At 69.9% G+C, this 18,355-nt stretch carries 19 protein-coding genes; 17 read left to right on the top strand and 2 right to left on the bottom strand.

The features are described from left to right. The first annotated feature begins 222 nt into the window (after nt 1-222). The 10 genes from secY (at nt 223) to truA (ending at nt 7,563) form a co-directional block, all read left to right on the top strand. On the top strand, nt 223-1,536 hold the full coding sequence (gene secY, locus AC02VZ_RS24355) for a preprotein translocase subunit SecY (RefSeq protein ID WP_432055011.1): 1,314 nt from the start codon (nt 223-225) through the stop codon (nt 1,534-1,536). Then, nucleotides 1,536-2,189: an adenylate kinase gene (locus AC02VZ_RS24350; protein WP_432055012.1), complete on the top strand. Its 654-nt coding sequence runs from the start codon at nt 1,536-1,538 to the stop codon at nt 2,187-2,189. Before secY ends, AC02VZ_RS24350 begins: the two co-directional genes overlap by 1 nt. 148 nt (nt 2,190-2,337) lie before the next feature. Beyond that, complete coding sequence (gene map / locus AC02VZ_RS24345) at nt 2,338-3,174, top strand: type I methionyl aminopeptidase (protein ID WP_362090626.1); 837 nt, start codon at nt 2,338-2,340, stop codon at nt 3,172-3,174. A gap of 159 nt (nt 3,175-3,333) precedes the next feature. Then, the gene (infA, locus tag AC02VZ_RS24340; RefSeq protein ID WP_003948620.1) at nt 3,334-3,555 is read left to right on the top strand and encodes a translation initiation factor IF-1; all 222 of its coding nucleotides are present in this window, start codon (nt 3,334-3,336) and stop codon (nt 3,553-3,555) included. A gap of 60 nt (nt 3,556-3,615) precedes the next feature. After that, the gene (rpmJ, locus tag AC02VZ_RS24335) at nt 3,616-3,729 is read left to right on the top strand and encodes a 50S ribosomal protein L36 (protein ID WP_003974245.1); all 114 of its coding nucleotides are present in this window, start codon (nt 3,616-3,618) and stop codon (nt 3,727-3,729) included. A 193-nt stretch (nt 3,730-3,922) separates the two neighbouring features. After that, complete coding sequence (rpsM, locus tag AC02VZ_RS24330) at nt 3,923-4,303, top strand: 30S ribosomal protein S13 (protein WP_164332821.1); 381 nt, start codon at nt 3,923-3,925, stop codon at nt 4,301-4,303. Nucleotides 4,304-4,368: 65 nt separating this feature from the next. After that, nucleotides 4,369-4,773, top strand: a complete 405-nt coding sequence (gene rpsK, locus AC02VZ_RS24325; protein ID WP_003956432.1) for a 30S ribosomal protein S11 — start codon at nt 4,369-4,371, stop codon at nt 4,771-4,773. A 145-nt stretch (nt 4,774-4,918) separates the two neighbouring features. Continuing rightward, entirely contained in the window at nt 4,919-5,941 is a 1,023-nt protein-coding gene (locus AC02VZ_RS24320) for a DNA-directed RNA polymerase subunit alpha (protein ID WP_362090629.1), read from the top strand. A 155-nt stretch (nt 5,942-6,096) separates the two neighbouring features. Further along, nucleotides 6,097-6,624, top strand: a complete 528-nt coding sequence (gene rplQ, locus AC02VZ_RS24315; RefSeq protein WP_164332822.1) for a 50S ribosomal protein L17 — start codon at nt 6,097-6,099, stop codon at nt 6,622-6,624. Between the two features lie 81 nt (nt 6,625-6,705). Continuing rightward, nucleotides 6,706-7,563 carry a tRNA pseudouridine(38-40) synthase TruA gene (gene truA, locus AC02VZ_RS24310; RefSeq protein WP_432055013.1) on the top strand — a complete coding sequence of 286 codons (858 nt, stop codon included), beginning with the start codon at nt 6,706-6,708 and terminating at the stop codon, nt 7,561-7,563. Between the two features lie 37 nt (nt 7,564-7,600). Here the strand turns inward: truA and AC02VZ_RS24305 are convergent, their stop codons facing one another. Further along, the gene (locus AC02VZ_RS24305) at nt 7,601-8,572 is read right to left on the bottom strand and encodes a hypothetical protein (RefSeq protein ID WP_432055014.1); all 972 of its coding nucleotides are present in this window, start codon (nt 8,570-8,572) and stop codon (nt 7,601-7,603) included. A 38-nt stretch (nt 8,573-8,610) separates the two neighbouring features. Between AC02VZ_RS24305 and AC02VZ_RS24300 the strand changes: the two genes are divergently transcribed. The 5 genes from AC02VZ_RS24300 (at nt 8,611) to AC02VZ_RS24280 (ending at nt 15,613) form a co-directional block, all read left to right on the top strand. Next, nucleotides 8,611-9,786 carry a CapA family protein gene (locus AC02VZ_RS24300; protein WP_432055015.1) on the top strand — a complete coding sequence of 392 codons (1,176 nt, stop codon included), beginning with the start codon at nt 8,611-8,613 and terminating at the stop codon, nt 9,784-9,786. Nucleotides 9,787-9,989: 203 nt separating this feature from the next. After that, entirely contained in the window at nt 9,990-12,233 is a 2,244-nt protein-coding gene (locus AC02VZ_RS24295; RefSeq protein WP_432055071.1) for a HAMP domain-containing protein, read from the top strand. Nucleotides 12,234-12,240: 7 nt separating this feature from the next. After that, nucleotides 12,241-13,974, top strand: coding sequence for a poly-gamma-glutamate synthase PgsB (gene pgsB, locus AC02VZ_RS24290; RefSeq protein ID WP_432055016.1), 1,734 nt, complete (start codon nt 12,241-12,243; stop codon nt 13,972-13,974). A 42-nt stretch (nt 13,975-14,016) separates the two neighbouring features. Further along, on the top strand, nt 14,017-14,499 hold the full coding sequence (locus tag AC02VZ_RS24285) for a poly-gamma-glutamate biosynthesis protein PgsC/CapC (protein ID WP_004984495.1): 483 nt from the start codon (nt 14,017-14,019) through the stop codon (nt 14,497-14,499). 34 nt (nt 14,500-14,533) lie between these two features. Next, nucleotides 14,534-15,613: a C40 family peptidase gene (locus AC02VZ_RS24280; RefSeq protein WP_432055017.1), complete on the top strand. Its 1,080-nt coding sequence runs from the start codon at nt 14,534-14,536 to the stop codon at nt 15,611-15,613. 34 nt (nt 15,614-15,647) lie between these two features. Here AC02VZ_RS24280 and AC02VZ_RS24275 read toward each other — a convergent pair whose 3' ends face one another. Beyond that, complete coding sequence (locus AC02VZ_RS24275) at nt 15,648-16,529, bottom strand: hypothetical protein (RefSeq protein WP_432055018.1); 882 nt, start codon at nt 16,527-16,529, stop codon at nt 15,648-15,650. 728 nt (nt 16,530-17,257) lie between these two features. Here AC02VZ_RS24275 and rplM point away from each other — a divergent pair. Further along, nucleotides 17,258-17,701: a 50S ribosomal protein L13 gene (gene rplM, locus AC02VZ_RS24270; RefSeq protein ID WP_019526965.1), complete on the top strand. Its 444-nt coding sequence runs from the start codon at nt 17,258-17,260 to the stop codon at nt 17,699-17,701. A gap of 42 nt (nt 17,702-17,743) precedes the next feature. Continuing rightward, nucleotides 17,744-18,256: a 30S ribosomal protein S9 gene (rpsI, locus tag AC02VZ_RS24265; protein ID WP_164335014.1), complete on the top strand. Its 513-nt coding sequence runs from the start codon at nt 17,744-17,746 to the stop codon at nt 18,254-18,256. Nucleotides 18,257-18,355: the final 99 nt, after the last annotated feature.

Raw genomic sequence — 18,355 nt, 5'->3', positions numbered from 1 at the left:
GAGCCGATGACTTGAGCGATCCCGACCGGGGATACCCCACATTTGGGGTATCCCCGGTTGGTCGTTCCTAGGGCGGCAGTCTCGCCGGTAAGGTGGCCTGCGCTGCCCAATTTCACCGGGCGCCCCACACGGGCACTCGGAGCGGCAGTTGACCGTTACGTATTTGTCGAACCTCAAGACCGTCACCCTTGACGCAGACGCGCGGGGGTCGCAGGAGGCACCGTGCTCACCGCGTTCGCCCGGGCGTTCAAGACGCCCGACCTGCGCAAGAAGCTGCTCTTCACGCTCGGCATCATCGTGGTGTACCGGCTCGGTACCAACGTGCCGATCCCGGGCGTCGACTACCGGAACGTCCAGGCCTGCATCGACAACGCCGAGGCCAACCAGGGTCTGTTCGGGCTGGTCAACATGTTCAGCGGTGGCGCGTTGCTTCAGATCACGATCTTCGCGCTGGGCATCATGCCGTACATCACGGCGGCCATCATCCTGCAGCTGCTGACCGTGGTGATCCCGCGCCTGGAGGCCCTGAAGAAGGAGGGCCAGGCCGGCACCGCGAAGATCACGCAGTACACGCGGTACCTGACGGTGGCGCTCGCCATCCTCCAGGGCACCGGTCTGGTGGCCACGGCCCGCAGCGGCGCGCTCTTCCAGGACTGCCCGGTCGCGAACCAGATCGTTCCCGACCAGTCGATCTTCGTGACCATCACCATGGTCATCACCATGACCGCCGGTACGGCCGTCGTGATGTGGCTCGGCGAGCTCATCACCGACCGCGGCGTGGGCAACGGCATGTCGATCCTGATGTTCATCTCGATCGCCGCGACCTTCCCCTCCGCCCTGTGGGCCATCAAGGAGCAGGGCAGCCTGGCGGACGGCTGGATCGAGTTCGGCACCGTGATGCTCGTCGGCTTCGTGATGGTCGGCCTGGTCGTCTTCGTGGAGCAGGCCCAGCGCCGGATCCCCGTGCAGTACGCCAAGCGCATGATCGGCCGGCGTTCCTACGGCGGGACGTCCACCTACATCCCGCTCAAGGTGAACCAGGCCGGTGTGATCCCGGTCATCTTCGCCGCGTCGCTGCTCTACATCCCGGCGCTGATCGTGCAGTTCGCCGGCTCCACGGCCGGCTGGGCGACCTGGATCCAGAAGAACCTGGCCGACCCGTCCGCGACGCCGCACATCATTCTCTACTTCTTCCTCATCGTGTTCTTCGCGTTCTTCTACGTGGCGATCACCTTCAACCCCGAGGAAGTCGCGGACAACATGAAGAAGTATGGTGGCTTCATCCCGGGCATCCGGGCTGGCCGACCGACCGCTGAGTACCTGAGCTACGTACTCAACCGGATCACCTGGCCGGGTTCGCTGTATCTGGGCCTGATCTCTCTCGTGCCGACAATGGCGTTGGCTGGTTTCGGGGCGAACCAGAACTTCCCGTTCGGCGGGACCAGCATCCTGATCATCGTGGGTGTCGGTCTCGAGACGGTGAGGCAGATCGAGAGCCAGCTCCAGCAGCGCAATTACGAAGGGTTCCTCCGCTGATGCGAATCGTCCTCGTCGGGCCGCCGGGTGCCGGAAAGGGTACGCAGGCCACCCGCCTTGCCGAGAAACTGCGCATCCCCCACATCTCGACGGGCGATCTGTTCCGCGCCAACATCAGCCGGCAGACCGAGCTCGGCAAGCTGGCGAAGTCCTACATGGACGCGGGCAACCTCGTACCGGACGAGGTGACGATCGCCATGGCCAAAGACCGCATGGAGCAGCCCGACGCCGAGGGCGGCTTCCTGCTGGACGGCTTCCCGCGCAACGTCTCCCAGGCCGAGGCGCTCGACGAGCTGCTGACCACCGAGGGCATCGAGCTGGACGCGGTGCTCGACCTGGAGGCTCCCGAGGCCGAGGTGGTCAAGCGGATCGCGGGTCGGCGCATCTGCCGCAAAGACTCCAGCCACGTGTTCCACGTGACCTACAGCCCGCCCGAGGTGGAGGGTGTCTGCGACCGCTGCGGCGGCGAGCTGTACCAGCGCGACGACGACTCCGAGGAGACCGTGCGCACGCGCCTGGAGGTCTACCACACGCAGACCGAGCCGATCATCGACTACTACAAGGCCCAGGGCCTCGTGGTGACGATCTCCGCGCTGGGTCCGGTCGACGAGGTCACCGGACGGGCGCTGGAGGCGCTCCAGCACGACAAGTAGCCGTCGTCGCCCGGCCGCGGTTCCCTGCGGGGGCCGCGGCCGAGCTGTGTGCGGGGCCGGGCGGCGTCCCCCGTATCGTTGAGGATGTCCGCCGTCGTCCGTCGACCCGCCGCCGGTCCCGTCACCGGCCGAGAAAGGCCCTGGCCCCATGGTGCAGATCAAGACCCCCGAGCAGATCGCCACAATGCGTGAGGCGGGGCTGGTCGTGGCGGCGATCCACGCGGCCACCCGCGAGGCCGCCGTGCCGGGCGCCACCACGAAGGACCTCGACGAGGCCGCCCGCAAGGTGCTCGCGGAGCACAACGCCAAGCCGAACTTCCTCGGCTACGGCGGCTTCCCCGCGACGATCTGCACCTCGGTCAACGAGGTCGTGGTGCACGGCATCCCCTCCGACGACGTGGTCCTCAAGGACGGCGACATCATCTCGATCGACTGCGGTGCGATCGTCGACGGCTGGCACGGGGACGCGGCCTACACCGCCTTCGTCGGCTCGGGTCACTCCCCGGAGCTGATCGAGCTCTCCCGGGTGACCGAGGAGTCGATGTGGGCCGGCATCGCCGCCATGAAGCAGGGCAACCGGCTGGTCGACATCTCCCGGGCCATCGAGACCTACATCCGCCGCCAGCCCAAGCCGGGCGGCGGCAAGTACGGGATCATCGAGGACTACGGCGGCCACGGCATCGGCACCGAGATGCACATGGACCCCCACCTGCTGAACTACGTCGACCGGCGCCGCGGCAAGGGCCCCAAGCTGGTCCCCGGCTTCTGCCTGGCCATCGAGCCGATGGTGTCCCTGGGCACCCCGAAGACGGAGGTCCTGTCGGACGACTGGACCGTGATCACCACCGACGGCACCTGGTCCTCGCACTGGGAGCACTCGGTGGCGCTGACCGAGCAGGGACCGCTGGTGCTGACCGCCCCGGACGGCGGCAAGGCCAAGCTGGCGGAGATGGGCATCACGGCCGCTCCCGACCCGCTCGGTTAAAGATCTCCCGGTCGGGGCAGACTTCTCCGATTCGTGTTTCCGGGGGCCCTGACGTAGACTGACTCGTCGGCTCTTGTGCACCCGCATGTCCGCATGCGCTTCGAATCCCGAAGGGTGCGCGCCCGAGCCGATCAAGGTAGTCGATTCGAAGGGCGAAGCGTGGCCAAGAAGCAAGGTGCCATCGAGATCGAGGGCACTGTCGTCGAGTCTCTTCCGAACGCCATGTTCAAGGTCGAGCTCCAGAACGGCCACCAGGTCCTGGCACACATCAGCGGCAAGATGCGCATGCACTACATCCGCATCCTCCCTGACGACCGGGTCGTGGTGGAGCTGTCTCCGTACGACCTGACGCGTGGCCGGATCGTCTACCGGTACAAGTAGATCTTGCCCGCGCCCCGGTCCGCCGGGGTGATGGCACTGACCCGGAGAACCTCACATCCCATGAAGGTCAAGCCGAGCGTCAAGAAGATCTGCGACAAGTGCAGGGTGATCCGCCGTCACGGCCGGGTCATGGTCATCTGCGACAACCCGCGCCACAAGCAGCGCCAGGGCTGATCGCAGCACGTCCACCCTCTGCGTCTTTTCCGCAGAACTTCGCGCGACGCGAGCAACACATGTTCATACGCAGGTCCCGAGCCGCACGGCTCGACACCCCCGGCTCGGAGGCCGGGGACCCGGTCCGTACCTGGTACGGCGGGCTGGGATCCGGTCCTGTGGAAGACCTCCGACAACTAACTGGAGCCATTGAATGGCACGCGTTTCCGGTGTTGACATTCCGCGCGAAAAGCGCGTGGAGATCGCCCTCACCTACGTGTTCGGCATCGGCCGGACCCTTTCGCAGCAGACGCTGGCCGCCACCGGCGTCGACCCGAACACCCGCGTCCGCGACCTCTCCGAGGAGCAGCTCGTCGCGATCCGCGAGTACGTCGACAACAACCTGAAGACCGAGGGTGACCTCCGTCGCGAGATCCAGGCCGACATCCGCCGCAAGGTCGAGATCGGTACCTACCAGGGTCTGCGTCACCGTCGTGGTCTGCCCGTCCGCGGTCAGCGCACCAGCACCAACGCGCGTACCCGCAAGGGCCCGCGTCGCGCCATCGCCGGCAAGAAGAAGCCGGGCAAGAAGTAGTCCGCAGCGGACGCCTGTCCACGGTCTTCGCTGTAGGACCGACCACCTCCCGTAGGAGTTAAGAGATGCCCCCCAAGGGACGTCAGGGCGCTGCCAAGAAGGTGCGCCGCAAGGAAAAGAAGAACGTCGCTCACGGCCACGCGCACATCAAGAGCACGTTCAACAACACGATCGTGTCGATCACGGACCCGTCCGGCAACGTGATCTCCTGGGCCTCCGCCGGCCACGTCGGCTTCAAGGGCTCGCGGAAGTCCACGCCGTTCGCCGCGCAGATGGCCGCCGAGTCGGCCGCCCGCCGCGCCCAGGAGCACGGCATGCGCAAGGTCGACGTGTTCGTCAAGGGCCCGGGCTCCGGTCGTGAGACCGCGATCCGTTCCCTGCAGGCCACGGGCCTCGAGGTCGGCTCCATCCAGGACGTCACCCCGACCCCGCACAACGGCTGCCGCCCGCCGAAGCGCCGTCGCGTCTGAGGCACCGGCTTCCTGAGGTTCCGGGCGGTACGGCTCACCTGGGCCGTATCGCCCGTACCCTTGCAGTACCCGCACTTTTCACCGGGTGCGGTTTCCGTCGGACGTCAAATAGCGGGCGTCCACGAATGAAGGAACTGATCCACACATGCTGATCGCTCAGCGTCCCTCGTTGACCGAAGAGGTCGTCGACGAATTCCGCTCCCGGTTCGTGATCGAGCCGCTGGAGCCGGGCTTCGGCTACACCCTCGGCAACTCCCTCCGCCGCACCCTCCTGTCGTCGATCCCCGGAGCCGCTGTCACCAGCATCCGCATCGACGGCGTCCTGCACGAGTTCACCACCGTGCCGGGCGTCAAGGAGGACGTCACCGACCTGATCCTCAACATCAAGCAGCTGGTCGTCTCCTCGGAGCACGACGAGCCGGTCGTGATGTACCTGCGCAAGCAGGGCCCGGGTCTGGTCACCGCCGCCGACATCGCGCCGCCGGCCGGTGTCGAGGTGCACAACCCCGACCTCGTCCTCGCCTCGCTCAACGGCAAGGGCAAGCTGGAGATGGAGCTGACCGTGGAGCGCGGTCGCGGCTACGTCTCCGCCGTGCAGAACAAGCAGGTCGGCCAGGAGATCGGCCGGATCCCGGTCGACTCGATCTACTCGCCGGTCCTCAAGGTCACCTACAAGGTCGAGGCGACCCGTGTCGAGCAGCGCACCGACTTCGACAAGCTGATCGTCGACGTCGAGACCAAGCAGGCCATGCGTCCGCGTGACGCCATGGCGTCGGCCGGTAAGACCCTGGTCGAGCTGTTCGGTCTGGCGCGCGAGCTCAACATCGACGCCGAGGGCATCGACATGGGCCCGTCCCCCACGGACGCCGCCCTCGCCGCCGACCTGGCGCTGCCGATCGAGGAGCTCGAGCTCACCGTCCGGTCGTACAACTGCCTCAAGCGTGAGGGCATCCACTCCGTGGGTGAGCTCGTCGCCCGCTCCGAGGCGGACCTCCTCGACATCCGCAACTTCGGTGCGAAGTCGATCGACGAGGTCAAGGCGAAGCTGGCGGGCATGGGGCTCGCGTTGAAAGACAGCCCGCCTGGATTCGACCCCACCGCTGCCGCCGACGCCTTCGGCGCGGACGACGACGCGGATGCCGGGTTCGTAGAGACCGAGCAGTACTGACTGCTCCGCGGAGGGGCCGCCGCACGGCGGCCCGCCGCACCCTCCGGACAGGTCCCCCCACCGGGGACCGGTCCGGATCTCCGACAGGCGGCCGCCTGCTCGGATACTGACTCCGGTACCTGATACGGCCGGGGCAGACACACGGGAGAAGAACCATGCCGAAGCCCACCAAGGGCGCCCGTATGGGCGGCAGCGCCGCGCACGAGAAGCTGATGCTCGCGAACCTCGCGAAGTCGCTCTTCGAGCACGGCCGCATCACCACCACCGAGGCCAAGGCGCGCAAGCTGCGCCCGTACGCCGAGCGTCTGGTCACCAAGGCGAAGAAGGGCGACCTTCACAACCGCCGTCAGGTGCTCCAGGTCATCACGGACAAGAGCATCGTCCACACGCTCTTCACCGAGATCGGCCCGCGGTACGAGAACCGTCCCGGTGGCTACACCCGCATCACCAAGATCGGCAACCGCCGTGGCGACAACGCGCCCATGGCCGTCATCGAGCTGGTCGAGGCGCTGACGGTGCAGCAGAAGGCCGTCGGTGAGGCCGAGGCCGCGACGAAGCGCGCGGTCAAGGAGGACGCCCTCAAGAAGGACGAGGCCGCCGAGGCCCCGGCCGAGGACGCCAAGGCCGACCTGACCAAGGACGAGGCCGCCGAGGCCCCGGCCGAGGAGTCGAAGGACGCGTAGGCGTTCCGCGGTTCCAGGGTCATCACGGGCCCGTTCCCTCCGGGGAGCGGGCCCGTTCCCGTGTTCTGAGAGGATGCCGAGGTGAGTGACGAAGTACAGCCCGGACACGTCCGCATCCGTCTCGACCTCTCCTACGACGGTGCCGCCTTCCACGGCTGGGCCAAGCAGGCCGGGGGTCGGCGGACCGTGCAGGGGGAGATCGAGGACGCCCTGCGCACCGTGACGCGGTCGGGGGAGCGGACGTACGAGCTGACCGTGGCCGGGCGCACCGACGCCGGGGTGCACGCGCGGGGCCAGGTCGCGCACGTGGACCTGCCCGGGGAGCTGTGGGAGGCGCACCGGGAGAAGCTGCTGAAGCGGCTCGCCGGAAGGCTGCCGCGCGACGTGCGGATCTGGTCCCTCACCGAAGCCCCGGCGGGCTTCGACGCGCGGTTCTCCGCGATCTGGCGGCGCTACGCCTACCGGGTCACCGACCACCCGGGCGGGGTCGACCCGCTGCTGCGCGGACATGTGCTGTGGCACGACTGGCCGTTGGATGTCGACGCCATGAACCAGGCGGCGCGGGCGCTGCTGGGCGAGCACGACTTCGCCGCCTACTGCAAGCGGCGCGAGGGCGCGACGACCATCCGCACGCTCCAGGAGCTGAGTCTGGAACGGGGCCCGGACGGGGTGATCACGGCGACGGTGCGGGCCGACGCGTTCTGCCACAACATGGTGCGCTCGCTCATCGGCGCGCTGTTGTTCGTCGGCGACGGCCACCGCCCGCCGGACTGGCCCGGCAAGGTGCTGGCGGCGGGCGTGCGGGACTCGGCCGTGCACGTGGTCCGGCCGCACGGGCTGACGCTGGAGGAGGTCGGCTACCCGGCCGACGACCTGCTGGCCGCCCGCAACAAGGAGGCGCGCAACCGGCGTTCACTGCCGTCGGCGGGCTGCTGCTGAGCGGCGGGGGCGGGGCGGGGTGCGCCCGGGGGCACGGTCAGTCCTCCGCCCAGGTGGCGAGCAGCCCCGACAGACCTCGGGCGGCCTCGCGCGCGTCGGGTCCGTCGCCCCGGGCGTCCGGCGTGAGTTCGACGTGGACGAAGGTCGCGTGCCGGCGCTGTGCTGCCTTGCCCTGGACGTTGGTCCTGCCTTCCAGCGGGCAGCGGGCCGACCATCCCCGGCAGACCCGCAGGCCGTCCGTCTCCAGGCGGTCGGCCAGGGCGGCCACCTCGCCGGGAGCGCCCTGCGCGGCGCCGGTGGACAGGATGGCGTCGTAGCGGTCCTCGGTGGACTCGGCGAAGCCGTGCAGCTGGACGCCGGGGACGCCGCGCTTGTGCAGTTCCAGGACGGTGGTGTGGAACGCGCTGTCCTCGCGGTGCGCGACGTCGGCGGCGTCCGTGCGGCCGGCCCGGCGGTGGGCGCCGGCCAGCACGAGCGCGCCGCCCGGGGTGTCCTCCAGCAGGCGCACGCCGAGGTCCTCGGTGTTCCGGTCGGAGACCGGGTGGGGGACCTGCACGTTCCAGCGGACCGTGGAGTCGGCGTTCAGGTAGAGCCTGCCCCAGTGGGCGCTCGCACCGTCACCGGTGGCCGCGATCTCGTCGTAGCGGCGGCCCGAGGAGGTGTCGGTGAGCCGGGTGACGCCGAGGCCGATCGGGCGGAGCGACCGCTCCGCCGCCCGCGCGTCCCCGTCCAGCAGGTGCCCGACGCCCCGCGCGAGCCGGTCGCGCTCGTCGGCGTCCGGAGGTGTGTAAGGGCCTCCGGCACGGAAGCCGGCCGTGTACGACAGGATGCGGCTGTCCAGGTCCACGAGTTCCCGGGCCGCCGGATCCGTGCGCTCCGGCGGAGGGTCCGATTCCGACTGGCACGCGGAGAGCGGCACGATCAGTCCGAACAGGCCGATGAGTGTGAAGATGCGAGGAAAACGTGACTGTCTTGTGATGGCTGCACTCCTGTGGCGTGTGTGCTCCATGTAAATATGACTCAGTGACATTTCGTAAACCTCTCCGCATGGGTCGAGCGGTCTCCATTCTGGTCCTGGCCGGGATGACCGCCTCCTGCACCTCCGGGGTCGAGGAACCGCAGGTGAAGGCGGGGGGACGGTCCTTCACCGTGGCCGCCGCGGGGGACGTGCTCATCCATCCGGAGCTGGTCGAGCAGGCCGCCAAGGACGCCGAGAAGGCGGGCGAGGGGGAGGCCGGGCTCGACTTCGGGCCGATGCTCGCCGGGGTGAAGCCGGTCATCAGCAAGGCCGACCTGGCGATCTGTCACATGGAGACACCGGTCGGGAAGCCCGAGGGCCCCTTCGAGGGATACCCGGAGTTCCTGGTCCCGCCGCAGGTCCTGACGGCCCTGAAGGGCGTGGGGTACGACACCTGCTCGACGGCCTCGAACCACACCTATGACCACGGGATGAAGGGCGTCCGGCGCACCCTGGACGTCATGGACGAGCTGGAGCTCGGGCACACCGGCTCCTCGCGCTCCGCCGAGGAGGCGGAGCGGATCAACATCCGCGAGGTCAAGGGCGTCAAGGTCGCTCATCTCGCCTACTCCTGGGAGTCCTTCCTCAACCCGACGCCCGAGAAGCGGAAGTGGGCGTTCAACCGGCTCGGCACCGACGAGATCAAGAAGGCGGAGACCCGCGCCCGGAACGAGGGCGCCGAGGTGGTCATCCTCTCGGTCCACTGGGGGCTGGAGCACCACAACGAGCCGAGCGTGCCGCAGTTGCAGTTGGCGCAGCGGCTCACCGAGGAGACCGGGATCGACCTCGTGATCGGTCATCACGCGCACGTGGTGCAGCCGATCCAGAAGGTGAACGGCACCTGGATCGCCTACAGCCTCGGCAACCAGATCGCCCGGCACTCCTCTCCCAAGGGGACCACCGAGGAGGGCGCCATCGGCTGGTTCGAGTTCCGGGAGACGGTCGACGGCTGGGACGTCACCGCCCGGTACCGCACCACCCTGGTGGACATTCCGCCCGAGCTGGAGGCCGGGGAGAAGGCACCGGACGGGTCGGTCGTGGACCACCGCCTCGTGGACGTGCAGCAGGTGATCGACGAGCCGGGTGACCTCTCCGAGGAGCGGCTCGCCCGCTACCGCCTCGCGGAGGACCGCACGCGCGGCTTCCTCTACAACCGCGGGACGCCCGGCGGCGACGGCCTGAAGCAGCTCTCGCTGGATGAGTGACGAGACGTAGAGCACATCTCCTGCCAGGGATACAACCTTGGCAGCATTTATCAGTCTTTCGAGTGATGGCGTCGCGCGGCCGCGGCAGCGGTGTGTCCGGCAGGCGCTGAACACACCCGTAGCGACCAAGGATGAACTCCGTGACATCGAGCCACGTCCTGCCTCCCGCGCAGGGGCGGCGGCGCAGCCGCAGGCGGGCGGACATGCCCCTCCTGGGTGGCATCCGACCCCCGATCGCGGTGCTGTGCGTGCTGATCCTCGCCCTGGCCGGGCTCACCGCGAAGGTGCTCGGCCCCAGCGGCGAGCCGGCCGTGCCGCAGGCGGTGCTGTCCTCGCAGAAGCACTTCGCGGAGGACGGCGCCATCGCGCTGCGCGCCTCGGTCGACGAGCGGATCACGGATCTGCGCCGCACCGTCGCCGCGCTGGAGGCGGGCGAGCCGGCCGAGCCCGAGCAGGTGCTGTCCGACCTGGGCCGGACGTACCAGAAGTGGACCGGCACCACGATCCTGGACCTCAAGAGCGGAGAGGTGCTCGCCGCCCGAGGAGAAAGGGTTCCTCTCGCCTGGCTGGACGAGGAGGTCCTCACCGGGAAGCACGCGCTCGCGCCCCGCATGGTCCGGCTGGAGACCGGTGACGTCCGGCTGATGACGCTGGCCGTCCTCGACTTCGAGGACCAGCCGCAGCAACTGCTGATCGCGTCCAACAGCCTGTCCGTGCCCGCGATCAACCTGGGCCCGTTCCGCAGCATGGCCGTCGTGGCCCAGGACGGCGAAGTCCTCGCCACGGCGGGCTTCGAACAGAACGAGGCGCTCAACTCCGACCAGCAGCGCAAGGAACTGACGTTCCTGCAGAAGCAGATGTCCCGCCTGGCCGAGCAGGCGGCCGAACGCTCGGCCGAGCACCCCGTGAGCGCCAAGGAGCCCGGTTCCCGCGGTTACCCCGGCGTCAGCGGCACCCTGCTGGGCGACGCCTACAATGGCCGTGTCGCCACCGCCGGCTACGCCTCCCTGGCGTCCTCCGACCCGGAGGAGAAGAGGAGCGTCGCGGCCGGTCTCGGTCTCACGGTCGTGGCCATGCTGCCCGTGGTCCAGCAGCAGGGGGGCGCGGCACCCGACCGGGGGCTGTTCGGGCTGATCGCGGCCGGTGCCCTGGTGGTGCTCGGACTGCTGGCGGCCGCCGTGCTGTGGGTGAGCGTCCAGCGCCCGCTGCTGCGGCTGTTCCTGGAGTCCCGCCGACTGGCCCGGGGCGACCTGACCCGTCCCGTCTCCGTGCCCCGCTGGGGCGAGGCCGCCCGGGTCGGCATGGCCCTGGAACGCCTGCGCGGGCAGCTCGGTGGCCCGGTCGGGACCGACGGCGCGTCCGGCGGCAAGGTGCGGGTGGGACTGCGGGTGCCGCTGGCGGCGACCGCCGTCCTGCTCCTGCTGTGGTGCGTGCCCGTCGGCCTGGTGCTGAACCGCACCGACGGTTCCGTCAGCGTGCCCGCCACCATGGTCAACGACCAGCGTGAGCGCACCGACCTGGTCGCCGACCGGGTCCGCCGGGCCCTGAACGAGGCCCAGGCCGACCTGGTCTCCACCTCCCGCCTGATCGACGTCGGCGACCCCGACGCCACGGCCGCCCGGCTGCGGGACGCCCTGCGCGAACACACCCGCTACCAGGCGCTGTACGTGGTGGACGACGCCGGCCGGGTCGTCGCCCGGGCCGGTGGCGCCCCGCACGACTGGAGCGACGACAAGGACCTGCCCCTGATCCGCGTGTCCGGCAAGGGCGGGACGAAACCCGTGATCCAGGCCGGCGCACCGGTGCCCGAGCACAAGGGCACCACGCTCGTCGGCGAGGTGCGTGTGGAATTCCTGAACTCGCTCCTGAAGCGGCCCGGCCTCGGCGAGGTCCGGGTGGTGAACGCCGAGGCCGAGACGCTCGCCGCCAGCGGCGGCTTCCTCGCCTTCGAGGACCTGCCGGACAACGCCCTGGCCGACCTGGTGCGCGCGGGCAACGTGCCGGTCGGCGCCGGGCCGGTGGAGAACGGCCTGCTCATCCGGGACGGCGGCGGCGTCACCGTCGCCGCGGCGGCCCCCTTCTCCGGCGGCGGCGTCGCCTCCGACATCGGCTGGAGCGTCGTCAGCCGGCAGGACGCCGAGCACTTCCAGATCACCCCCTACGAGCGCGAGGACCGCAGCGTGCTCGCCGGCCTGCTCGGTCTCGCCGCGATCGTCCTCTGCCTCGGCTGGGTGTACCTGGTCGTCGCCCGGCCGCTGCGGGCGCTGGCCACCAGCGCCGAGAAGCTGGCCGACGGGGACCTGAAGACCGTGCACTACCCGCGTTACCAGGACGAGGTGGGTGCGGTCGTGCGCAGCCTCGAACTGATCCGCCAGCAGCTGCAGGCCCGCCGTCAGAACCAGGCCCGCCGGCCCGCCGAGCCCTCGCTCGGCGCCGGAGGAAGGTGACCCCGCCGTGCTCTACCTCTACTTCGTCCTGCTGGCCGGCAGCGCGTTCCTGCTCGTCGCGGGCATCGTGGAGCAGCGCCGGCACTATGCCGCCCTCCACTCCATCCCCTCCCGGGTGCTGGTCAACGGCATCCGCGGCAAGTCCTCCATCACCCGGCTGTGCGCCGGGGCGCTGCGCGGCGGTGACCTGGTCACCGTGGCCAAGACCACCGGTACGGCGGCGCGTTTCATCCACCCGGACGCCACGGAGGAGCCGGTCTACCGCAAGTTCGGCATCGCCAACGTCGTCGAGCAGATCGGCATCGTCCGCCGGGCCGCCACCTACCGCCCCGACGCTCTCGTCATCGAGTGCATGGCGGTCATGCCCGCCCTGCAGGAGGTCAACCAGAGCAAGCTGATCCGCTCCACGATCGGCGTGCTGTGCAACGTCCGCGAGGACCACCTCGCGGAGATGGGCCCCACCCTCGACGACGTGGCCCGCTCGCTGTGCCGCTCGATGCCCGAGGACGGCATCTGCGTCACCGCCGAGAAGGAGCGTTTCCACATCCTCCAGGAGGAGGCGGACGCCCGTAACTGCAAGCTGGTCTACGCGGATCCCGAGATGGTCACCGACGAGGAGCTGCGCGGCTTCAGCTGGTTCACCTTCAAGGAGAACGTGGCCATCGCCCTGGTCGTCGCCGAACTGCTCGGCGTGGAGCGGGAGGTCGCCCTCCAGGGCATGTACGACGCCCCGCCGGACCCGGGTGTGCTCTCCGTGGAGCGTTACGTGGCCCCCGACGGCAAGCGGCTCGCCTTCGCCAACGTCTTCGCGGCCAACGACCCCGAGTCGACGCTGATGAACATCAACCAGCTGCTCGACCTCGGCGCCATCCGCCGCCCGCTGAACGTCGTGATCAACTGCCGCCCGGACCGTGTCGAGCGCAACGGGCAGATGGGCGAGATCATCCCTGACCTCCAGCCGGACCACGTCTTCGTCATCGGCCACCCCGCGAAGAGCGCCATCGACGCCATCCCCGCGCAGTGGCGGGACCGGGCGGTGGACCTCGGCGGCGACCGCCGCGCCGCGGACGAGTTCATGCCAGCCCTGCTCGGCCGCATGGCCGACGGCTCCTCGCTGGTCGCCATCGGCAACATCCACGGTCAGGGCGAGGAACTCCTGGAGTACCTGGCCGAGCTCCCGGCGGACGACAGCGACGCCGCCCCCGCGGCCCCGGCACCCGCCGCCGCCCCGGCGGTCCAGCCGCCGCGCCTGGACCCGTTCGCCTCGTACCCGACGGCCTACGAGGAGCGCTACCAGGCCTCCCGGACGCAGGAGATCCCGGTCGTGCGCCTCCCCGCCCAGCCTGCGGACCCGCACCGGCAGCGGTACGGGCACCAGCCCGACCGGCAGCAGTTCGACCGGCAGCGGTACGAGCAGCAGTCCGACCCGCAGCAGTTCGACCGGCAGCAGTACGGGCAGCAGTCCGACCCGCAGCAGTACCGGCAGCAGTACGGGCAGCAGTCCGACCCGCACCAGTACGGGCACCAGCCGGACCGGCAGCAGTCCGACCGGCAGCAGTCCGACCGGCAGCGGTACGAGCAGCAGTCCGACCGGCAGCAGTACGGGCAGCAGTCCGACCCCGCCCGGCAGGACTGGCCGAACGGCGACGCGTCGTACGACGACCCGCACGGCCCCCACGGCGGGCACCGGTACCCGACCACCGAGGGCGGCGGACCGCCCACCCGTCACCGCCCCGTGTGACGACCGCCCCGCCCACCCCCGCCCACCTGCCCGGAGACCTCGTTGACCACCGCCGCCCTGACCCCCGAGATGGCTGCCCTGGGCATCGCCATAGGCCTGTTCTTCTCGCTGCTGTGCTACCTCACCACCAACCTGTCGCCGGGCGGCATGATCACGCCCGGCTGGATCGCCCTGACCCTCATCGAGGACCTCCAGCGCGCGGCCATGATGGTCGGCGTCACCGCCCTGACCTACGCCGGCACCAAGCTGATGCAGCGGCTGGTGATCCTCTACGGCAAGCGGCTGTTCGCCGCGGTGGTGCTGCTGGGCGTGCTGCTCCAGTCCACGGTGATGATCGTGCTCTCGCTCGAGTTCCCGCTGCTGTACGGCAACCAGACCCTCGGGTTCATCGTGCCCGGTCTGATCGCCTACCAGCTGGTGCGCCAGCCCAAGGGCGCCACCCTGCTCGCCACCGGCACGGTCTCGCTGATGGCCTACATCGTCGTGGCCGCCGGCCTGCTGCTCGGCGTCATGCCCACCGTCTGAACCCGTCGTACCGGAACAATCGAGGAAGTGACCGATGGCAGGGAAGAAGAAGGCGCGGCCGGTCGTCTCGGCTCTCGCGGTGCTGGCACTCGTCGGGACCTCCGGCTACCTCACCGTGGAACTGCGCAAGCAGGAGGCCCCCGGTGTCACGGAGGTCCGCGACATCGGCATCCTGAAGGGCGGCCGGGGCTCCGGCGGCGGCTCCGGTGACCGGGGCGAGACGACCTGGTCCCGGCTGGAGAACCCCGCGCGCTCGGTGCTGCGCGGCAGCGACGGCCAGATCCTGGCCGTCTTCACGGACGGCGCGCGCACCGCGACGCTGACCGGCCCGGCCCGCACCTTCGAGGAGCCGACGTCCACCTCCTCCAAGGTCTCCACCACGGACTGGGTCCGCCTCATGCCCGAGACCTGGGAGAAGGGCGCCGAGAAGAAGAAGTGGTTCGAGCAGTGGTACGCCGAGTACCGGGACAGCAAGGAGGACGACCTCTTCGCCATCGCGTTCCAGTACGTGGCGGGCGCTCCGCAGAAGAAGGACGAACAGGGCACCGTCTACGCCGGTGACGCCCACTTCGGCCCGCTGAACACCACCGGCGCCGAGGGCGGCGACCTGCGCCTGGAGCAGTCCGACTTCTACGACTACCTCGGCGTTCCGTACCCGTTCCGGGACGGCGTGACCGGGACTCCGGAGGCCATGCGCGCCAACTCCCTGGACTGCTCGGGCTTCATCCGCATGGTGCTCGGCTACCGGGCCCGCTACCCGCTGATGTCCTCGGACGCCTCCGGCAACGGCCTGCCCCGCACCGCCAACGGCATGGCCCGCTCCGAGGAGGGCGCCGACGTCCTTCCGCTGACCGGGGTGTCGCCGGACGACCGGCCGTCCGCCATCGACCAGCTCCAGCCCGGTGACCTGGTCTTCTTCAAGCTCGACGCGCGTACCAAGGAGCGGCTGGACCACGTGGGCATGGTGCTCGGGTACGACACCGAGGGACACCTGATCTTCGTGTCCAGCCGAGAGGAGGTCAACGGCCCCACCATCGGCGACATCGGCGGTGTCTCCCGGCTGGACGGCAACGGCTACTACGCCAAGACGCTGCGCAGCGCCAAGCGGCTGTGAGGCGCCGGCACCGCGGTGGCCCGGTGCCGGCCGGCTACTCGCTCGCCGCCGCCGACGCCTGGGCCTCGCCCCGGCGGCGGATCTGACGGAAGGTGAACTCCGCGAGGTCGTCGCCCGCGGCGAACACGGCGGTGTCCTTCTCCGTGACGTCCTTGCCGTCGGTGAACCCGGCCAGCGTGAAGTAGGCGTAGCGGCCGACCGAGTTGGTGGTGGAGCGGCACACCGCGCCGTCGCAGAACTCCTTGACGCCGCCGCCCGCGAGGGACTTGACGATGCTCCGCTTGTCGGCCTGCTTCTTCGCCGCGGCTGCCCGCTCCTCGGTGTCGAAGACGGCGACGCCGACGGTGACCGCGACACCGTCCTTGGTGTAGGTGACGCGCATCAGGCGGGTGCAGTCGTTGTCCGCCAGCACCTTGGGGAGGGTCGCCTTGGCGGCGGACCCGCAGTTGCGGGTGTCGGCCGTCGGGCCCTTCTTGTAGACCGTCTCGCCCATGGTGAGCTGCGTGCCGGGGAAGAGGACGTCCGGGGCCAGGGGCGCCCGGTCCTTCTTCGCGCTGGCGATGAAGTCCGCCGGGTCCAGCGGGGGCGGGGCGCTGGTCGGGGCGAACGACGGCACGGTGGCCTCGGCGCTCGGGATCGTGGTGGTCCCGGGCAGCTGGGACGACGGGCCGCCGGCGGTCCGGTTGTCACCGCCCGCGGAGACGACGGCCACCGCAACGGCCGTGCCTATCGCGACGGCGGCCAGCGCACCGCCGCCGATGAAGAACAGACGGCGTCGTTTGTGACGGGCCTCGGAGGCGTCGGCCAGCGCGGCCCAGTCGGGCGACTGGCTGGAGCCCCCGCTGTTCCAGGGCTGCTGAGACTGCGGTTTCCAGGGATCCCACGACTGTTGAGGTCCCCCCTGCCCATAACTCATGGGGCGCATCTTAGACGGGGCACGGGGTGTGCTGGTCCGCCTCAACGGGCCGCGCAACCCTTGGCGTTGCCCGCGCGACGAGGGGCAAAAGCGACAACTGCGGGTGGTTGGTGCGACCCGTCCACGGGGTCCCGCGGGCGGTGCGCGGGACCTCCGTGGCGGCGCCTGCGGGGTGCGGGGCGCCTGCGACCTCGGGCAGAGGCGCGTCGGGCGCCCGCGCGCGGTGCCCGGCCGGGGTGCGTCGGGGTCTGGCGTGCGCTGCGGGCGGTGGGTGCGCGCCCGTATGACGAGGCGCACGTGAGTGGGGGCGGTACGGCCGGCGCCGGGCGGCCCGGCCGGAGCGTCGGTGGTGACGGTTCCGGCCGTGGCCCCCGCCGCCCCGCCCCGCGGGCCGGGCGCCCCGCCGGGGCGGCAGCACTCCGCGAGGCGCTGCGCCCCCGGAGGGGCCGGCGTACCGTGGTCGCATCGGTGCGGGGCGCCGGTGCCGGGCCGGGTGGCCGAGGGCACGGGCCCCGTTTTGACCCGTCCGGCCGCGGGCGGGTAGTCTGCAGGTTCGTTATGTGTATTGGCTTGCTCATTCTCACGTGAGGGGCCCTTACACCGGTCCACCGGGCCGATGACCAGCGACCAGCACGCGGTTTGCGTCACCGCTGTGCGGTCAGGGCTGTCGTGATCGTCTTCGGTGACCTTGTCAGGACCATTCACTGAAGAAGCGAAGGCTACGAACCGTGCGTACGTACAGCCCCAAGCCCGGCGATGTGACGCGCCAGTGGCACGTCATCGATGCTCAGGACGTCGTCCTGGGTCGTCTGGCCTCCACTGCGGCCTCCATCCTGCGCGGCAAGCACAAGCCGATCTACGCCCCTCACGTCGACACCGGTGACTTCGTCATCATCATCAACGCCGACAAGGTGCACCTCTCCGGCAACAAGCGGACCCAGAAGATGGCGTACCGCCACTCGGGCTACCCGGGCGGTCTGCGCTCCGTCCGCTACGACGAGCTGCTGGCGAAGAACCCCGAGAAGGCCATCGAGAAGGCCGTCAAGGGCATGCTCCCCAAGAACACCCTGGGCCGTCAGATGCTCTCGAAGCTGAAGGTCTACTCGGGCGACCAGCACCCGCACGCTGCCCAGCAGCCGGTGCCGTTCGAGATCACCCAGGTCGCGCAGTAAGTCCGGCCACCCCCTAAGACTGAACAGAATCTGAGGAGAATCGTGGCCGAGACCACTGCCGAGCAGCCGCTCGAAGAGCTTGACATCGACAGCTACACCACCGAGTCCGAGGCCCCCGTCGAGGGCGAGTACACCTCGGAGTCCATGGCGTCCCGCTTCGGCGAGCCCCAGCCGGCCGCCGGCCTGGGCCGTCGCAAGAACGCCATCGCCCGCGTCCGGATCGTCCCGGGCTCCGGCAAGTGGAAGATCAACGGTCGCACCCTCGAGGACTACTTCCCGAACAAGGTGCACCAGCAGGAAGTCAACGAGCCCTTCAAGGTGCTCGAGCTCGAGGGCCGCTACGACGTCATCGCCCGCATCGCGGGTGGCGGCGTCTCCGGTCAGGCCGGTGCGCTCCGTCTCGGTGTCGCCCGTGCGCTGAACGAGGCCGACGTCGACAACAACCGCGGCCCGCTCAAGAAGGCCGGCTTCCTGCGCCGCGACGACCGTGCGGTCGAGCGGAAGAAGGCCGGTCTGAAGAAGGCCCGCAAGGCCCCGCAGTACAGCAAGCGCTAGTCGCAGCTGGCCGAAGCAGGTCATCCGAACGCCCCGGCGGCACGCCCCGTGCCGCCGGGGCGTTCGTTTCTTCACCGCCATGGGCGTATAACGACACAA

It is taken from the genome of Streptomyces sp. 3-6, from assembly GCF_056323165.1.
The sequence above is the reverse complement of the archived record's forward strand: the minus strand, read 5'-3'. Positions and strand labels throughout refer to the sequence as shown.

Coding starts and splice junctions, on each gene's coding strand:
- AC02VZ_RS24350 (WP_432055012.1), top strand. CDS start 1,536: ATGCGAATCGTCCTCGTCGGGCCGCCGGGTGCCGGAAAGGGTACGCAG.
- AC02VZ_RS24280 (WP_432055017.1), top strand. CDS start 14,534: ATGGCAGGGAAGAAGAAGGCGCGGCCGGTCGTCTCGGCTCTCGCGGTG.
- rpsM (WP_164332821.1), top strand. CDS start 3,923: ATGGCACGCGTTTCCGGTGTTGACATTCCGCGCGAAAAGCGCGTGGAG.
- rplQ (WP_164332822.1), top strand. CDS start 6,097: ATGCCGAAGCCCACCAAGGGCGCCCGTATGGGCGGCAGCGCCGCGCAC.
- AC02VZ_RS24305 (WP_432055014.1), bottom strand. CDS start 8,572: ATGGAGCACACACGCCACAGGAGTGCAGCCATCACAAGACAGTCACGT.
- AC02VZ_RS24300 (WP_432055015.1), top strand. CDS start 8,611: ATGGGTCGAGCGGTCTCCATTCTGGTCCTGGCCGGGATGACCGCCTCC.
- rpmJ (WP_003974245.1), top strand. CDS start 3,616: ATGAAGGTCAAGCCGAGCGTCAAGAAGATCTGCGACAAGTGCAGGGTG.
- AC02VZ_RS24320 (WP_362090629.1), top strand. CDS start 4,919: ATGCTGATCGCTCAGCGTCCCTCGTTGACCGAAGAGGTCGTCGACGAA.
- AC02VZ_RS24275 (WP_432055018.1), bottom strand. CDS start 16,529: ATGAGTTATGGGCAGGGGGGACCTCAACAGTCGTGGGATCCCTGGAAA.
- AC02VZ_RS24295 (WP_432055071.1), top strand. CDS start 9,990: ATGCCCCTCCTGGGTGGCATCCGACCCCCGATCGCGGTGCTGTGCGTG.
- rpsK (WP_003956432.1), top strand. CDS start 4,369: ATGCCCCCCAAGGGACGTCAGGGCGCTGCCAAGAAGGTGCGCCGCAAG.
- map (WP_362090626.1), top strand. CDS start 2,338: ATGGTGCAGATCAAGACCCCCGAGCAGATCGCCACAATGCGTGAGGCG.